The sequence below is a fragment of the Bradyrhizobium sp. ORS 285 genome (genome assembly GCF_900176205.1).
Classification (GTDB): domain Bacteria; phylum Pseudomonadota; class Alphaproteobacteria; order Rhizobiales; family Xanthobacteraceae; genus Bradyrhizobium.
The window spans coordinates 3,199,840-3,216,186 of the sequence record NZ_LT859959.1; the positions used below are offsets into that span (position 1 = coordinate 3,199,840).

General features: G+C 66.3%; 14 protein-coding genes. 7 read left to right on the forward strand and 7 right to left on the reverse strand.

Annotation, left to right across the window (positions count from 1 at the left end; all coding sequences use genetic code 11):
* Positions 1-40: 40 nt before the first annotated feature.
* The 5 genes from lpxD to lpxB are packed head-to-tail and all read left to right on the forward strand — an operon-like array spanning position 41 to position 4,462.
* Entirely contained in the window at positions 41-1,105 is a 1,065-nt protein-coding gene (gene lpxD / locus BRAD285_RS14380) for a UDP-3-O-(3-hydroxymyristoyl)glucosamine N-acyltransferase (protein WP_006611101.1), read from the forward strand.
* A complete protein-coding gene (gene fabZ / locus BRAD285_RS14385) occupies positions 1,105-1,563 on the forward strand; it encodes a 3-hydroxyacyl-ACP dehydratase FabZ (protein WP_006611100.1) in 459 nt (152 codons plus the stop codon). The genes lpxD and fabZ overlap by 1 nt, the downstream gene beginning before the upstream one ends.
* A 30-nt stretch (positions 1,564-1,593) precedes the next feature.
* On the forward strand, positions 1,594-2,406 hold the full coding sequence (gene lpxA / locus BRAD285_RS14390) for an acyl-ACP--UDP-N-acetylglucosamine O-acyltransferase (RefSeq protein ID WP_006611099.1): 813 nt from the start codon (positions 1,594-1,596) through the stop codon (positions 2,404-2,406).
* A gap of 5 nt (positions 2,407-2,411) precedes the next feature.
* The gene (locus BRAD285_RS14395; RefSeq protein WP_006611098.1) at positions 2,412-3,269 is read left to right on the forward strand and encodes an LpxI family protein; all 858 of its coding nucleotides are present in this window, start codon (positions 2,412-2,414) and stop codon (positions 3,267-3,269) included.
* Positions 3,266-4,462: a lipid-A-disaccharide synthase gene (gene lpxB, locus BRAD285_RS14400; RefSeq protein WP_006611097.1), complete on the forward strand. Its 1,197-nt coding sequence runs from the start codon at positions 3,266-3,268 to the stop codon at positions 4,460-4,462. The genes BRAD285_RS14395 and lpxB overlap by 4 nt, the downstream gene beginning before the upstream one ends.
* Before the next feature lie 172 nt (positions 4,463-4,634).
* On the opposite strand, the gene BRAD285_RS14405 is transcribed toward lpxB, so the two are convergent.
* The 3 genes from BRAD285_RS14405 to gltX all read right to left on the reverse strand — a co-directional run bounded on the left by BRAD285_RS14405 (position 4,635) and on the right by gltX (position 8,852).
* On the reverse strand, positions 4,635-5,411 hold the full coding sequence (locus BRAD285_RS14405; protein WP_006611096.1) for a dienelactone hydrolase family protein: 777 nt from the start codon (positions 5,409-5,411) through the stop codon (positions 4,635-4,637).
* 368 nt (positions 5,412-5,779) lie between these two features.
* A complete protein-coding gene (gltA, locus tag BRAD285_RS14410; protein ID WP_006611095.1) occupies positions 5,780-7,084 on the reverse strand; it encodes a citrate synthase in 1,305 nt (434 codons plus the stop codon).
* A gap of 331 nt (positions 7,085-7,415) precedes the next feature.
* The gene (gene gltX / locus BRAD285_RS14415) at positions 7,416-8,852 is read right to left on the reverse strand and encodes a glutamate--tRNA ligase (RefSeq protein ID WP_006611094.1); all 1,437 of its coding nucleotides are present in this window, start codon (positions 8,850-8,852) and stop codon (positions 7,416-7,418) included.
* A gap of 136 nt (positions 8,853-8,988) precedes the next feature.
* Between gltX and BRAD285_RS14420 the strand changes: the two genes are divergently transcribed.
* Entirely contained in the window at positions 8,989-10,674 is a 1,686-nt protein-coding gene (locus tag BRAD285_RS14420; protein ID WP_035645744.1) for a glutamine--tRNA ligase/YqeY domain fusion protein, read from the forward strand.
* 30 nt (positions 10,675-10,704) lie between these two features.
* Here BRAD285_RS14420 and BRAD285_RS14425 read toward each other — a convergent pair whose 3' ends face one another.
* Positions 10,705-10,917 (reverse strand): hypothetical protein, encoded by a 213-nt coding sequence (locus BRAD285_RS14425; RefSeq protein WP_006611092.1) that lies wholly within the window; start codon positions 10,915-10,917, stop codon positions 10,705-10,707.
* A gap of 141 nt (positions 10,918-11,058) precedes the next feature.
* On the opposite strand from BRAD285_RS14425, the gene BRAD285_RS14430 reads away from it, so the two are divergent.
* Positions 11,059-13,350 carry a ComEC/Rec2 family competence protein gene (locus BRAD285_RS14430; protein ID WP_035645742.1) on the forward strand — a complete coding sequence of 764 codons (2,292 nt, stop codon included), beginning with the start codon at positions 11,059-11,061 and terminating at the stop codon, positions 13,348-13,350.
* Between the two features lie 115 nt (positions 13,351-13,465).
* On the opposite strand, the gene BRAD285_RS14435 is transcribed toward BRAD285_RS14430, so the two are convergent.
* From BRAD285_RS14435 to glp, 3 genes are all read right to left on the reverse strand, one after another.
* A complete protein-coding gene (locus tag BRAD285_RS14435; protein ID WP_006611090.1) occupies positions 13,466-13,906 on the reverse strand; it encodes a hypothetical protein in 441 nt (146 codons plus the stop codon).
* Positions 13,907-14,208: 302 nt separating this feature from the next.
* Positions 14,209-14,907 carry a transcriptional repressor LexA gene (gene lexA, locus BRAD285_RS14440; RefSeq protein ID WP_006611089.1) on the reverse strand — a complete coding sequence of 233 codons (699 nt, stop codon included), beginning with the start codon at positions 14,905-14,907 and terminating at the stop codon, positions 14,209-14,211.
* A 203-nt stretch (positions 14,908-15,110) separates the two neighbouring features.
* Positions 15,111-16,319 (reverse strand): gephyrin-like molybdotransferase Glp, encoded by a 1,209-nt coding sequence (gene glp / locus BRAD285_RS14445; protein ID WP_006611088.1) that lies wholly within the window; start codon positions 16,317-16,319, stop codon positions 15,111-15,113.
* Between the last annotated feature and the right edge of the window lie 28 nt (positions 16,320-16,347).

Below are 16,347 nucleotides of genomic sequence, written 5' to 3' on the forward strand. Positions count from 1 at the left end.
GACTGGAGCCGGGCTCTGATGTTTTTGAGAGTGTGACGGGATGGCCCAGCCGACCTTCTTCCAACCTCCACCCTCGACGACCCTGGCGGCGATCGCAGCGAAGGCGAATGCGGTGCTCGTCGACGCCGCCGAAGGCGAGAAGGTGATCAAGGGACTGGCTTCGCTGGACGAGGCCGGGCCGATGCATCTGGCGTTCTTCGACAACCTCAAATACGCCGACCAGCTCGCCCGGACCAAGGCCGGCGCCTGTCTCGTGAGCCCGCGTTTCGAGGCGCGGGTGCCGGCGCATGTCGCGGTCGTCAGGGCCAACCAGCCGTTCCGCGCCTTCGTACAGCTGGCGCGCGAGTTTCATGCCGATGCGCTGCGCCCGCAACCCTGGTTCGGGGACGACGGCGTCTCGCCCCAGGCGATCATCGACCCCAGCGCGCGGCTGGAGGATGGCGTGATCGTCGAGCCCCTGGCGGTGATCGGCGCCCATGTCGAGATCGGCTCGGGCACGATCGTCGGCGCCGGCGCCGTGATCGGCGCCCACGTCAAGATCGGCCGCGACTGCAATGTCGGTGCCCGGACCGTCATCCAATGCGCGCTGATCGGCAATGACGTGCTGATCCATCCCGGCTGCAGCATCGGCCAGGACGGCTACGGCTTCATCTTCTTCGGTCCCGACGGCCATCTGAAGGTGCCGCAGACCGGGCGCGTGATCATCCAGAATCACGTCGAGGTCGGCGCCGGTACGACGATCGACCGCGGCAGCCTGCGCGACACGGTGATCGGCGAGGGGACCAAAATCGACAACCAGGTGCAGATCGGCCACAATGTCACAATCGGGAGACATTGCCTGCTGGCGGCTCAGATCGGACTGGCAGGCAGCCTTACGATCGGCGACAACGTCGCGCTTGGAGCGAAGGTCGGTATCAACAATCACCTCACGATCGGCGATGGCGCCCAGGTGACCGCCATGAGCGGCGTCAAGGACGACATCCCGCCGAACGGAAGGTGGGGCGGCTTCTTCGCCAAGCCGACCAAACAGTGGTTCCGCGAGATCGTTGCGGTGGAACGGCTGGTACGTGATCAGGCAGCGAGCAGGGACGAAGGACGGGAGTGATGGAGGAGTCACCCATCAAGTTTGCGGACATCGATATCAACGAGATTCTGAAGACGCTGCCGCATCGTAACCCGTTTCTGCTGATCGACCGCGTGAAGAACATCCGGGCCGACTACAGCGGCATCGGCGTCAAGAACGTCTCTTTCAACGAGCCGTGCTTCCAGGGCCATTTCCCGGAGCGGCCGGTCTATCCGGGCGTGCTGATGATCGAAGGCATGGCGCAGACCGCCGGCGTCATCGGCATCAAATCGGTCGAGGGCACGGAAAAGCCGCGCGCGGTGTATTTCCTCACCATCGACAAGTGCAAGTTCCGCAAGCCGGTGCTGCCGGGCCAGACCATCGAGTACCACATGCGCTCGATCGGCCGCCGCAAGACGATGTGGTGGTTTCACGGGGATGCCAAGGTGGACGGCGTTGTTGTCGCCGAGGCCGATGTCGGCGCGATGCTGACCGACTGAGCTTACGACGAGAGAGTTGGTTGCGTTGAGATGAGCAAGATTGATCCCACCGCCCGCGTCGAGGATGACGCCGTCATCGGCGAGGGGACCGTGATCGGTCCCTATTGCATCGTCGGCCCGAACGTCGTGATCGGTGCGAACTGCAAGCTGATCAGCCACGTCCAGATCATGGGCCACACCACGCTCGGCGACGACAACGTCATCTCGCCGTTCGTCGTGCTCGGCGGGGCGCCGCAGGATCTCAGCTATCGCGGCGAGCCGCACCGGCTCGAGATCGGCTCCGGCAACACCTTCCGCGAAGGCGTGACGATGAACATCGGCACCACCAAGGGCGGCGGGCTGACCAAGATCGGCAACGCCGGCTTCTTCATGAACAACGCGCACGTCGCGCATGATTGCGTGGTCGGCAACAACGTCATCTTCGCGACGTCGGCGACGCTCGGCGGCCATGTCGAGATCGGCGATGCCGTCTATATCGGCGGCCTCTCCGCCGTGCATCAGTTCACCCGCATCGGCCATGGCGTGATGGTCGGCGGCGTTTGCGGCGTGCGCGGGGACATCATTCCCTATGGCCTCGTCAACGGCCAGTATGCCGCGCTGGAAGGCCTCAACGTCATCGGCATGAAGCGCCGCAAGTTCACCCGCGAGCGGCTCGCCACCGTGCGCGCCTTCTATCAGAAGCTGTTCCACGGTCCCGGCGTGTTCGCCGACCGCCTCGCGGCGGTGCAGCCGATGGCCGGCGACGATCCGGCGATTGCCGAGATCCTCGCCTTCATCGGCGGAGGCCGCCACCGCGCGCTGTGTCTGCCGGACATCGGCAGATCCGCGCCGACCGAGCTCTGACGGTCATGTGCGGGCAGGCCAGCGAGACCACACCGCCGGTCGGCTTGATCGCAGCCGGTGGCGTGCTGCCCTTCGCGGTCGGCGACGCCATCGTTGCGCGCGGGCAGACGCCGGTGCTGTTCGCCCTCAAAGGCATCTGTGATCCCAAGCCGTTGGCCCGCTTCCGTCATCACTGGATCGGCCTCGGCCAGCTCGGCAATGCGCTGAAGCTGCTCAAGGCCGAAGGCGTCCGCGACCTGATGTTCATCGGCAACCTCGTGCGCCCCGCGGTCTCCGAGATCCGCTTCGACTGGGGCACCTTGCGTGAGCTGCCCTACATCTGGTCGGCGTTCCGCGGCGGCGACGATCATCTGCTGTCGGGCGTCGGCCGCATCTTCGAACGCCACGGCTTCCACATGATCGGCGTCAAGGACGTCGCGCCCAACCTGCTCGTGCCCGAGGGGCATCTGACGCGCAGCCGGCCGAACGATCTCGTGACCGGCGACATCGCCAAGGGGCTCGCCGTGCTCAGGGCGATGGCGCCGTTCGATGTCGGGCAGGCCGTGGTCGTGATCGACGGTCACGTCGTGGCGCTGGAGGACATCGAGGGCACCGACGGGCTGCTGGCCCGCGTGGCGCGGCTGCGCACCGATCGCCGCATCCGCTCTGCCGTAGGCCGCGGCGTGCTGGTGAAGGCGCCGAAGGCCGGCCAAGACCTCCGCTACGACCTGCCGACCATCGGGCCGCGCACGGTCGAAGGTCTCGCCACGGCCGGCCTCGCCGGCGTCGCCGTCGCATCGGCCCACACCCTGCTGGCCGATCCGCAAGCGACGGTCACGGCCGCCGATCGCGCCGGCGTGTTCATCACGGGCGTCACTGCGTGACGGCGCAGCCGCCGGCAGGCCGGGGCCTCCGCAGGATCTGCCTCGTGGCCACCGAAGAGTCCGGCGATCGCCTCGGCGCGCCGCTGATGAAGGTGCTGCGCCAGCGGCTCGGCGACACCGTTGCATTCACCGGCGTCGGCGGCCGCGACATGACCGGGGAGGGACTCGTCTCGCTGTTCCCGATCGAGGAGCTCTCGATCATGGGGTTCACCGGCGTTCTGAAGCAGCTGCCGAAGATTCTGCGGCTGCTCAGGCAGACCGTGGACGCCGTGATTGCGGCGCAGCCGGACGTGCTCGTCATCATCGACAGTCCCGACTTCACTCAGCGCGTGGCCAAACGCGTTCACGCCCGTGACGCTGCGATCCCGATCGTGAACTACGTCGCGCCGACGGTGTGGGCGTGGCGGCCGGGCCGGGCGCGCGCGATGCATTCCTATGTCGATCATGTGCTTGGTCTGCTGCCCTTCGAACCGGAGGCGTTTCGCAAGCTCGGTGGTCCGCCCTGCACCTATGTCGGTCATCCCTTGATCGAGCAGTTATCGTCGCTGCGCCCCAACGAGGCAGAGCAGGCGCGCCGCGACGCCAAGCCGCCGCTGCTGCTGGTGCTGCCCGGCAGCCGGCGCAGCGAGGTTGCCCGCCATATCGCGGTTTTCGGTGAGACACTGGCGCGCTTGCAGGCGCAAGGCATCGCGTTCGAGGCGGTGGTGCCGACCACGCCGCATCTCGAAGCTGCCGTCCGGGCCGGGGTGGCGAACTGGTCGGTGGCGCCCGCGATCATCACCGGCGAGGCCGAGAAGCGCGCTGCCTTCAGGACGGCCCACGCAGCGCTGGCGAAGTCGGGCACGGTCACGCTGGAGCTCGCGCTGTCGGGCGTGCCGATGGTGACGGCCTATCGCGTCGGCGACGTCGAAGCCTTCATCCTGCGCCCCCTGGTCAAGGTCCAGTCGGTGATCCTCGCCAATCTCGTGATCGGCGAGAACGTCATTCCGGAGTATTTGCAGGAGGCCTGCACCGCCGACAACCTCGCGCCCGTGCTGGTCGATCTGCTGAGCAACGGCCCGATCCGTGCACGCCAAGTCGCAGCGTTCGACCGGCTCGACGACATCATGTCGACCGGCGCTGCCTCGCCCAGCGAGCGCGCAGCCGACGTCGTTCTGGCCACGATGCGCGGCGGACCGCGGGGCACGCCCTAACAACAAAGACGGTCTCGTAGGGTGGGCAAAGGCGCTGCCGTGCTCTCTCCTTACGGAGACTTGTAGTCGCGCCGTGCCCACCATCTTCTGCTCGGTTCGTCGATCGACGGTGGGCACGCTGCCGCCTTGCGGCGGCCGCTTTGCCCACCCTACGGCTGAACACCAGGACCTTTCACTTCAATCGCTCCAGGAAAAAGCTTGTCGCTCGTGCAAGCGCATCCGCAGCCTCGGGGCGGGTCGCATCGAAATCGAAACCGTGGCCCATGCCGTGATAGATGACCAGTTCGGCCTCTCTGCCTGCTGCTTGGGCTGCTTCGACCAGGGCCTTGCCCGACGACAGCGGCACGTTGCGATCGGCATCGCCGTGGAGAGCGAGTAGAGGCGGCAGACGAAATGGGTCTGCGTCATGGAGATCGGGACGCCCCGCATAAAAGACCACCAGCGCCGTGATACGCGGATCCGACGCAGCGGTAGCAACTGCAAGAAAGCCACCATTGGAAAAGCCGAGAAGCCCGATCTTGCCGGAGTAGCCCTCACGACGCGTGAGCAGGGACGCCGCGCCGCGGACGCGCTCCGACCATGTCGCAACGTGAGCAGAGAAGTAAGCCTGTCGGGTTTTCTGATCGGCTGAGCTCATCGGGCCGATGTCTGTTGCGTCATAATAGGAAACGAGAGCTGCATCGATGCCTTTGGCGGCCAGCGCCTGGGCATAGCGGGAATACGCGGCGGCATATCGCTCGAGTCCCTGTGCGCCATGGAGGATGATCACCGCCGGCCGCGGACCTTCGCGCTGACCGGCAAACAGCTTGATCGTCATGGACGCGTCGGCCGTGGAGACGGTCAGCTCTTGCGGGACGGTATCCGCTGCATGGCTCGGCATCGTCGGGACGAAAACCAGCACGATCGCCGCGATACACAACGCTCGGAAAGTTGCGAGCCGCTCCGTCATCGCTTCTGCCTTATGAGTTGAACGACGTGAGCCGTAGGGTCGGCAAAGGCGCTGCCGTGCTCTCTCCACTCATGAGATCGCAGAGGCGCCGTGCCCACCATCTAAAGCATGATCCGGAAAAGTGCGCAGCGGTTTTCCGAAAAGATCATGCGCAAACAACAACCTAAAGCGCGATGACGATTCATCCTGATCTCATCGCGCTTTAGCCGCTGAGTTCGCCGAACGAGGGTGGGCACGCTGACGCCTTGCGGCGGCCGCTTTGCCCACCCTACGGCTGCTCACCAGCTTCAGCGGACGCGCATCCAACTGCAGCAAAAAAGGCCCGTCCAGCGTGGACGGGCCTTTGATCATTGATCGCTGCTGTTTGATCAGCCGCGCTTGTCCATCTCGACATAGTTGCGCGTGGTCACGCCGGTGTAGAGCTGGCGCGGACGGCCGATCTTCTGCTGCGGGTCCTCGATCATCTCGCTCCACTGGCTGATCCAGCCGACGGTGCGGGCGACCGCGAACAGCACGGTGAACATCGAGACCGGGAAGCCCATCGCCTTCAGGGTGATGCCCGAGTAGAAGTCGACGTTCGGATAGAGCTTGCGGTCGATGAAGTACTGATCGCTGAGCGCGATCTTCTCGAGCTCCATCGCGACCTTCAGCATCTGATCGTCGGCGTGGCCCGTCTCCTTGAGCACCGCGTGACACATCTTCTGCATGATCTTGGCGCGCGGGTCGTAGTTCTTGTAGACGCGATGGCCGAAGCCCATCAGGCGCACGTCGCTGTTCTTGTCCTTCACCTTGGCGATGAATTCGGGAATCTTGTCGACGGTGCCGATCTCGGCCAGCATGTTCAGCGCGGCCTCGTTGGCGCCGCCATGCGCCGGGCCCCACAGGCAGGCGATGCCGGCGGCGATGCAGGCGAACGGGTTGGCGCCCGAGGAGCCGGCGATGCGCACCGTCGAGGTCGAGGCGTTCTGCTCGTGGTCGGCGTGCAGGATGAAGATCTTGTCGAGCGCGTCCGCGAGCACCGGATTCGGCTTGTAGTCCTCGCACGGCACGGCGAAGCACATGTGCAGGAAGTTCTCGGCGAAGGACAGCGAGTTCTTCGGATAAACGAAGGGCTGGCCGATGGTGTATTTGTAGGCCATCGCGGCCAGGGTCGGGATCTTCGCGATCATCCGCATCGACGCGATCATGCGCTGCTTCGGATCGTTGATGTCGGTCGAGTCGTGGTAGAACGCAGCGAGCGCGCCGACCGAGGCGACCATGACCGCCATCGGATGGGCGTCACGGCGGAAGCCGTGGAAGAAGCGCGACATCTGCTCGTGCACCATCGTGTGATGGGTCACGCGATAGTCGAAGTCCTTCTTCTGGGCGGCGGTCGGAAGCTCCCCGTACAGCAGCAGATAGCAGGTCTCGAGGAAGTCGCCCTTCTCGGCGAGCTGCTCGATCGGGTAGCCGCGGTATTCCAGGACGCCGGCGTCGCCGTCGATATAGGTGATCTTCGACTGGCAGCTGCCGGTGGAAGTAAAGCCGGGGTCATAGGTGAACATCCCGGTCTGGGCGTAGAGCTTGCCGATGTCGATGACGTCGGGGCCCACGGTGCCGCTCAGGATCGGAAGATCGAAATTCTTGTTGCCGACGGTGAGGGTCGCGGTCTTGCTTGCGGATTTTGCGTCCATCGTTTGTCCCCGATGAGATCGTTAGGCGTGATCGTTAGGCTTTGGCCCTTGTTCTTTGTGAGAGATCGCAGGCGGGTGGACATTATCTAGTGCGGTGGCTCTGACTTTGCCGTCAGCGTCGTCCGCGGCACTGTTGCCGTGAACATCTTAAGCGAAGGTCAAATCCGAAACCGCACTGGAATCTTATACTTACTAGTGTCCTTCGGCTTTCACATTCGCAAACGCGCCGGCTGCAACGTGTGACGATTGTCAAAGCCCGGGACACCAGTTTGTGCCGCACAACTGGGTATCGTATTGCCCTGTGCGCTGCAAGATGGGGGTTAATGAGACCTTATGCGATGGTCTGGTCCTTCAGACGGCCTAAGGATTCATCACGCCCCAGAATGGCCAGAACGTCGAAAATGCCGGGCGAAGTTGTCCGTCCGGTCAGCGCGGCGCGCAGCGGCTGCGCCACGGCGCCCAGCTTGAGATTGTTAGCTTCCGCAAACGCACGCAGCGCGGCTTCCGTGGCCGGCCCGCTCCAGGACTCGACGGCCGAAAGCGCGTCGTGCAGCCGGCCGATCAGGGCGCGGCTTTCCGGCGTCAGCAGGGCGGCGGCCTTGGGATCGATCGGCAGCGGCCGGTCGGCGAAGATGAAGGCGGCGCCGTCGATCAGCTCCAGCAGCGTCTTGGCGCGCTCCTTCAGGCTCGGCATCGCCTGCGTCAGCTGCGCGCGCGTGGCATCGTTGAGCTTGGCCTTCAGCGCCGGGCCGTTCGGCACGTAGTTGAGAACGTCTTCGAACTGGCGTACCAGCGCGGCGTCGTCGCTGTGGCGGATATAGTGGCCGTTGAGGTTTTCCAGCTTGGCGAAGTCGAACCGCGCCGCCGAGCGGCCGATCGCCGGCAGGTCGAACGCCTTGATCATCTCGTCGGTCGAGAAGATCTCCTGGTCGCCATGGCTCCAGCCGAGCCGTACCAGGTAATTGCGCAGGGCGGACGGCAGATATCCCATGGCGCGGTAGGCATCGACGCCGAGCGCACCGTGGCGCTTCGAGAGCTTCGATCCATCGGGCCCGTGAATCAACGGAATGTGCGACATCGACGGCACCGTCCAGCCCAGTGCATCGTAGATCTGCTTCTGGCGCGCGGCGTTGATCAGATGGTCGTCGCCGCGGATGACGTGGGTGACGCCCATGTCGTGGTCGTCGACGACCACCGCCAGCATGTAGGTCGGATTGCCATCGCCTCGCAGCAGCACGAGATCGTCGAGGTTCTCGTTCTGCCAGACCACGCGGCCCTGCACCTGGTCCTCGATCACGGTCTCGCCGGTCAGCGGCGCGCGCAGCCGGATGGTCGGCTTGACGCCTTCGGGCGCCTCCTTGGGATCGCGGTCGCGCCATAGGCCGTCGTACAGGCGCGTGCGGCCTTCCGCGCGCGCCTTCTCGCGCATGGCCGTCAGCTCCTCCGCCGTGGCATAGCAGCGATACGCCATGCCGCTGGCGAGCAGCTGCTCGGCGACCTCGCGATGCCGCGCCGCGCGGCTATATTGGTAGATGACCTCGCCGTCCCAATCGAGCTCGAGCCATTTCAGCCCGTCGAGGATCGCCGTGATGGCCGCATCGGTCGAGCGCTCCCGGTCGGTGTCCTCGATCCTCAGCAGCATCTTGCCGCCGCGGCCCCGCGCATACAGCCAGTTGAACAGGGCCGTCCGGGCGCCTCCGATATGGAGAAAACCGGTCGGGGAGGGGGCAAAGCGCGTGACGATCGGTGAGGTGGTCGATGAGGTCATGGGCGGCAGCACGAAATCCAGGCAGGGGCTCAACAGGGCGGGGGGTGTATAGCAGGCCTACCGCATAACTAAAGCCTTCCTTGGGGGAGGCGGATTTGGCAGATAGGCTTCCAAATTCCGGAGCAGGATATTCTTGATGACCACGAACGACACGGCAGCGACGGCAGAGGCAGGGCGCGACTTCATCCGCGACATCGTCCAGGCCGATCTCGACAGCGGCAAGCACAAGGCGGTCGTCACCCGGTTCCCGCCGGAGCCGAACGGCTACCTGCATATCGGCCATGCCAAGTCGATCGGTCTCAACTTCGGCATCGCCCGGGAGTTCGGCGGCCGCTGCAATCTTCGCTTCGACGACACCAATCCGACCAAGGAAGAGCAGGAATACATCGATTCCATCCAGGCCGACGTGCGCTGGCTCGGCTACGATTGGGGCGACAACCTGTTCTATGCCTCGGATTATTTCGAGCGGCTCTACGACTGGGCGGAAGGCCTGATCAAGGCCGGCCTTGCCTATGTCGACGACCAGACCCAGGAGGAGATCCGGCTGGCGCGCGGCACGCTCACCGAGCCCGGCAAGAACAGCCCGTTCCGCGACCGCTCGGTCGAGGAGAATCTCGACCTGTTCCGGCGCATGAAGGCGGGCGAATTCCCGAACGGCGCGCGCGTGCTGCGCGCCAAGATCGACATGGCCGCCGGCAACATCAATCTGCGCGACCCCGTGCTGTACCGGATCCTGCACGCGCATCACCCGCGCACCGGCGACACCTGGAAGATCTATCCGAGCTATGACTACGCCCACGGCCAGTCGGACGCGATCGAGGGCGTGACGCACTCGATCTGCACGCTCGAATTCGAGGATCACCGGCCGCTCTACGAATGGCTGCTCGACAAGCTGCCGGTGCCGTCGCACCCGCGGCAGTACGAGTTCGCGCGCCTCAACCTCACCTACACGCTGCTGTCGAAGCGCGTGCTGACGCGGCTGGTGCAGGACGGCCATGTTGCCGGCTGGAACGATCCGCGCATGCCGACCATCGCCGGATTGAAGCGCCGCGGCGTGCCGCCGGCGGCGGTGCGCGAATTCATCAAGCGCATCGGCATCGCCAAGGCCAACAGCATCGTCGATGTCGGCATGCTGGAGTTCTGCATCCGCGAGGAGCTGAACCGCACGGCGCAGCGCCGCATGGCGGTGCTGCGTCCCTTAAAGGTGGTGATCGAGAACTATCCGGAAGGGCAGGTCGAGGAGCTCGAGGCGATCAACCATCCGGATGATCCGTCGGCCGGCACGCGCAAGATCGCCTTCGGCCGCGAGCTCTACATCGAGCAGGACGACTTCATGGAGAACCCGCCGAAGAAGTTCTTCCGCCTGTCACCGGGCAACGAGGTGCGGCTGCGCTACGCCTATTTCATCAAGTGCCGCGAGGTCATCAAGAACGACGCCGGCGAGATCGTCGAGCTGCGCTGCACGTATGATCCGGCGACCAAGGGCGGCAACGCGCCTGATGGACGCAAGGTCAAGGCGACGATGCATTGGCTGCCGGCCGCGCAGTCGGTGCAGGCTGAGATTCGTCTCTATAACCAGCTGTTTGCCAATCCGAGCCCGAACGCGGCCGACTTCACCGCCGACCTCAATCCGAATTCGCTGGAGGTGCTGACCGACGCGCGCATCGAGCCGGCGATTGCCACGAGCAACTCGGCCGAGCCGATGCAGTTCGAGCGTCAGGGCTACTTCGTACGGGATGCGGACTCGACTGCGGACAAGCTCGTGTTCAACCGCACCATCGGCCTGCGCGATACGTTCGCGAAGGAAGTCGCGAAGGGCTGAGGCAAACGGACGGCGCGGGACGCGTGCGGCTCAGCCGATCGCGTCCTGCCCGGCATCCGTCAGCGTGGGCACACCGTCGGTGAGCTCGACGAGCCCGCGTTCGGCGAGCAGCGACAAATCATCCTCGGCAACCGGGGACAGCGTGAGCCGATGCGCCTTGATGTCCCGGAGAGTCCAGCGCAGGTGGATCGCCTTCTCCAAGGCGAGATCGGCGAAGGGGTCGTCCATGTCGTGGGCATCCATACCCCGATAAGCGCGTGCGCTGCGAAAAGTTCCAACGCTCAAGCCGTGCAGAAAGTCAGGATTCCCGTTCCGTTCTGCTAGGCGGCCTCGCGCAGCCTCCGGTAGCCTTATCCCGCCAACAGGTTGCGGGTGGTGTGGGTCATGGCGGAGCCGGTACGGCCGCCAGGGTGGCGTCGCGGGATCGCGGGCGTGATGGCCGATGTCTGGCCGCCGCGCGGCGCGCTGGCTGGCGGCTGGCCCGGGATCGGCGCCGGCGCGTGGCCGTCCTTTGCCGCCAAGCTCCGGAGTTGGGCAAGCGAGGAGGCCGGGGCAGGGCGGCTGCTGCCCTGGGTGCCCGTCGCTTTCGGCGCCGGCATTGCGCTGTACTTCTCCGCCGATCACGAGCCCGTGCTCTGGATCGCCGCCGTCACCGCCGGGCTGCTCTGCCTGGTGGCCGCGCTGATGCGACGCCATCGGCTATTTCCGGCCGCCGTGATGATGGCAGCCGCGGCATCCGGCTTCGCGGTCGCGACCGTGAAGACCGCGCGCGTGGCGCATCCGGTGCTGGCCCGGCCGCTCTATTCGGTGTCGCTGTCGGGCTTCGTCGAGGCGCGCGACATCCGCGAGCGCAGCGACCGCATCGTGCTGCGCGTCAACTCGATGGAGAGCCAGCGCAACGCGATCACGCTGACGCGTGTCCGGCTCGCGGTGCGCAAGGGCACCGCGCCCGATGTCGGCAGCTTCGTGCAGTTGAAGGCGCGGCTGCTGCCGCCGCTCGCGCCGGTGCGCCCCGGTTCCTACGACTTCGCCCGCGACATGTTCTTCCAGGGCATCGGCGCCTCCGGCTTCGTGATGGGGGCGATATCAGCGCAGCCGCCGCCGCAGGAAGGCGGGTTCGCCCTGCGCTATGCCGCGACCATGCAGGGCCTGCGAGATGCGATCGATGCTCGCATCCGCGCAAGGCTCAGTGGCGACGAGCGCGCCATTGCCACCGCGCTGCTGACCGGCCGGCGCGACGCCATCACGCCTGATGTCAACGACGCGATGTTCATCTCCGGCCTCGGCCATGTGCTGTCGATCTCCGGCTATCACATGGCGGTCGTCGCCGGCGTCGTGTTCTTCGCCGTGCGCGCGCTGCTCGCGCTGATCCCCGGCCTCACCGTGAGCCACCCGATCAAGAAATGGGCAGCCGCTGCGGCGCTGGTGGCCGCCGCTCTCTATCTCTTGCTCTCCGGCGCGGAGGTCGCGACGCAGAGATCGTTCTTCATGACCGCGGTCGTGCTGATCGCCGTCATGGTCGACCGCCGCGCCGTCACCTTCCGCACCCTCGCGGTGGCCGCGATGATCGTGCTGATCGCCGCTCCCGAAGCGCTGGTGCATCCGAGCTTCCAGATGTCCTTCGCGGCAACGCTCGGCCTCGTCGCGCTGGTGCAGTTCGGCCTGCCCAGACTGTTCGCGACGCCGGACTCATCGACCACGCAGCGCATCGCGCTGTGGGGCGGCCGTGAGCTTGCCATGCTGCTGCTGGCCTCGCTGATCGCGGGGCTCGCGACCACGCCCTACGCCGCGTTCCACTTCCACCGCATCACGCCCTATGGCGTGCTGGCCAATCTCGCCGCGATGCCGGTGGTCTCGGCGCTGGTGATGCCCGCAGGGCTGCTGGGCCTGATGGCCGCGCCATTCGGGCTCGATGGTGTCTGGTGGATGCTGATGGGCTGGGGCATCGACTGGATGATCGCGGTGACGCGCTGGGTGGCCGCGCTGCCCGGCGCCGTCGGGCGCATGGCCGCGTTCGGCATCGGCCCGCTGGTCCTGGGCAGCCTCGGCCTGATCCTGATCGGCCTGCTCAGGACGCCGTTGCGCTGGTCAGGCGCGCTGATGCTGGCAGCGGCAACGTTGTGGGCGGCCGCAGCGCCGCTGCCCGACATCCTGATCTCCGGCGACGGACGCGCGGTGGCCGTGCGTGGTGGCGACGGGCGGCTGCATGTGATGCGCAGCGGCAAGGACGTGTTCGCCACCCGCGAGTGGCTCGCTGCCGATGCCGATGCGCGCCTGCCGGCCGACTCGTCGCTGGGTGACGGCGTGTCCTGCGATGAGGCGGGTTGCGTCGTGGCGATGGCAGACGGCCGCCTGGTCGCGATGGCCCTGCGCGCCGACGCGCTGGCCGACGATTGCGCCCGCGCTGCGCTCATCGTGACCACGCGCGCCGCACCGTCGTCCTGCGCGGCCGGGGTGATCGACCGCCCGCGATTGCAGCAGCAGGGCGCATTGATGCTGACCCGCCAGGGCCGCGGCTTCGCCGTCACGCCTGTCCGCGCCGCAGGCTCCGACCGCCCATGGGCGCCGGCACCGCCTGATGCGACCGAGTTCGAACCGACATTGGTGCCGCGCGCGCCCGCGTCGCGCGTTCAGGATGCGACGCCGCCAGAGTCGGAGCAGGGCGTCGACGATTAGTTCGGTGGATCGCTCATTGCTGCGCGACGGCCCTCGGCACCGGCAGATGCCGGCCGAGAGCCGCCGCGATGTTGGCGCGCGATCCGAGGAATGCGATCAGTTGGCGATCAGATCGTCAGGTGATGCTGATGCGCCGGATCGATGGGGTCTGCGCCGCCGGCCGCTCCTCTGCCTGCTCGGGACGGTGCTCGCCGGGCTGCTTGGTGACGGGCAATTGCAGCACCGTCACGCGCTGGCCCTCGCAGAGCTGTGTCACCAGGACGTGGCGGCCGTCGGCGAACTCGATCGCGTCGTGATGGCGATCGGGAATGTGCTTCTCGATGGTGTTGAACTTGGCGACGCGCTCGCGGATGGTCCGCGTCCACAGCCAGCGGCTGTCGTAGCGGACGTCCTCGGCGAAGGCGAGCTCGGTGCCGGGCAGCATGCACACCGCAACGGTCGGCTCGCTTTCCAGCGCGAAGCCGCGGGTTGCAGTGCCGCGGAACGTCGTCGAGATCAGCGTCTCGCCGACTTTGGCGGGACGGGAGGCAACGGCATGGAGGCTGTAGTCACACATCGGATCGCTCCTCGTTCAGAGATAGCTGACCCACGCTCCCCCCGGACAGGCGCAGGCCTCTATCAGAGTGGACATCGAGGAGAATGTTAGCGCGCGCTTCGCGGCAATTCTGCGCTGATCTTCATCGCGTGCAGCCGCTGACGATCACAAGCGTTTGAGCATGCCGCGCTGCACATCATAGGGTGCGCTCGCGTGTGACTTGTTTTTGAGCTACGCGCGAAGCTCGTTCGCGCTTAGCCGACCGATTGTGCATCTCGCGATGCTAACCGCGGTGCATCACCGCGACTGCGCGGCGTGCGCGATCAGTACTTGCGATACAGCCCGACCAGCTTGCCCTGGATCTTCACCCGGTTGGGCGGCAGGATGCGCACCTCATAGGCGGTATTGGCCGGCTCGAGCGCGATCGATGCGCCGCGGCGGCGGAAGCGCTTCAGGGTGGCTTCCTCATCGTCGATCAGCGCCACCACGATATCGCCGGTGTCGGCGGTCTCGTTGCGCTGGATCAGCGCCATGTCGCCGTCGAGGATGCCGGCGTCGACCATCGAATCGCCGCGCACCTCCAGCGCATAGTGATCGCCATTGCCGAGCATGTCGGCCGGCACGCTGATGGTGTGGCTGCGCGTCTGCAGCGCCTCGATCGGCGTACCCGCGGCGATGCGGCCCATCACCGGCACCGCCACCGGGCGCTCGCCATCATCAAGCGCCGGTGTCGACGTGCGAACCTTGCCGAGATTGCCCTCGATCACCGACGGCGTGAAGCCGCGGCGGTTGCCGGCGGCCTGCGACAGCTCGGGCAGCTTGATGACCTCGATGGCGCGGGCGCGATTGGGCAGCCGGCGGATGAAGCCGCGCTCCTCCAGGGCGGTGATCAGGCGGTGAATGCCGGACTTCGAACGCAGGTCGAGCGCGTCCTTCATCTCGTCGAAGGACGGCGGCACGCCGGCTTCCTTGAGCCGTTCGTTGATGAACCGCAGAAGTTCGTACTGTTTGCGCGTCAGCATCTCGACCTGGTCCCCGGTTTGATGTCGTCCGACTCGCGAGCTCCTCGATCGGAGCTCCTCATCTCTCTGCGAGCCGGACGAGCGTCTTCGCGTCGTTCCGCAACATACTAAAAACAAATCATGAACGGACACTATATGTTCGATGTGTGTTCCGCAATCCTAAAAATATGATGAACGGACCGGGCTTTGCCGGGGGACGCGGCTCAGTTCGGCAGCCGCAGGATCTCGCAGGGGCTTCCCGCAGGGGCCTTTGGCGCAAAGGCGGGACGAATGACGAGTGCCTGCGAGAGCGCGAGATTGCCGAGCAGCGACGAATCCTGCTGCGTCACAGGGGTCGCGACCAGCGTGCCGTCGGCGCGCTCCTCGAGCTGCGCGCGCAGATAGTCCTCGCGCGAATCATTGGCGCCGAGCTCGCGGCCGAGCAGGGCGGTCTCGCGCGGCAGCAGCGCCTCGCGGCCGAGCAGGCTGCGAATCAACGGCACCAGGAACAGGATGGCGCAGACATAGGACGACACCGGATTGCCCGGCAGGCCGATCACGCGCATGCCGCCGAGCCGTCCGTGCATCATCGGCTTGCCCGGCCGCATCGCGATCTTCCAGAACGCCATCTCGACGCCCTCGGCCTCGAGCGCCTGCTTGACCAGGTCGTGATCGCCGACCGAAGCGCCTCCGGTGGTGACCAGGATATCGGCCTCCGCCTCGCGCGCCCGGCGGATGCCGGCGACCGTCGCCTCGAGCGTGTCGGCGGCGATGCCGAGATCAATCGGTGTCGCGCCTTCGCTGCGCATCAGCGCCCGCAGGCCGTAGCCGTTGGAATAGACGATCTGGCCGGGGCCGGGCGCCGAGCCCGGCATCACCAGCTCGTCGCCGGTGGCGAGCAGCGCCACCTTGGGCCTGCGCCGCACCGGCAGCGCCGCATGATTCATGCTCGCGGCGAGCGACAGGTCGCGGTCGCTGAGCCGGCGGCCGGCCTTGAGCAGCACCATGCCCTGATGGAAGTCGACGCCAGCGGGGCGGATGTGCCGGCCCTTGATCGCGGGCTCGTTGATGACGACGTGGCCGGCTTCGGCACGCGTGTCCTCCTGGATCACGACCGCGTCAGCCCCTTCGGGCACGACGCCGCCGGTGAATATCCGCGCCGCCTCGCCGGGACCGATCACGCGATCGAACGGCCGTCCCGCCGCGACCTCACCGATCACCTGCAGCCGCGCCCCGCTCGTGGCCGCATCCGCCGCGCGCAGCGCATACCCGTCCATCGCCGACATCGCCTCCGGCGGCTGGGTCCGCAGCGCCGCAAGGTCATGCGCCAGCACCCGGTGGAACGCCTCGTCCAGCCCAACCATTTCCTCGGCCAGCGGCTCGGCGCCGGCAAGCACCGCGGACAACGCATCGGACACCGGCATCAGGGCCATCAGAGTTCCTTTGGAGGAAAGCGCACGA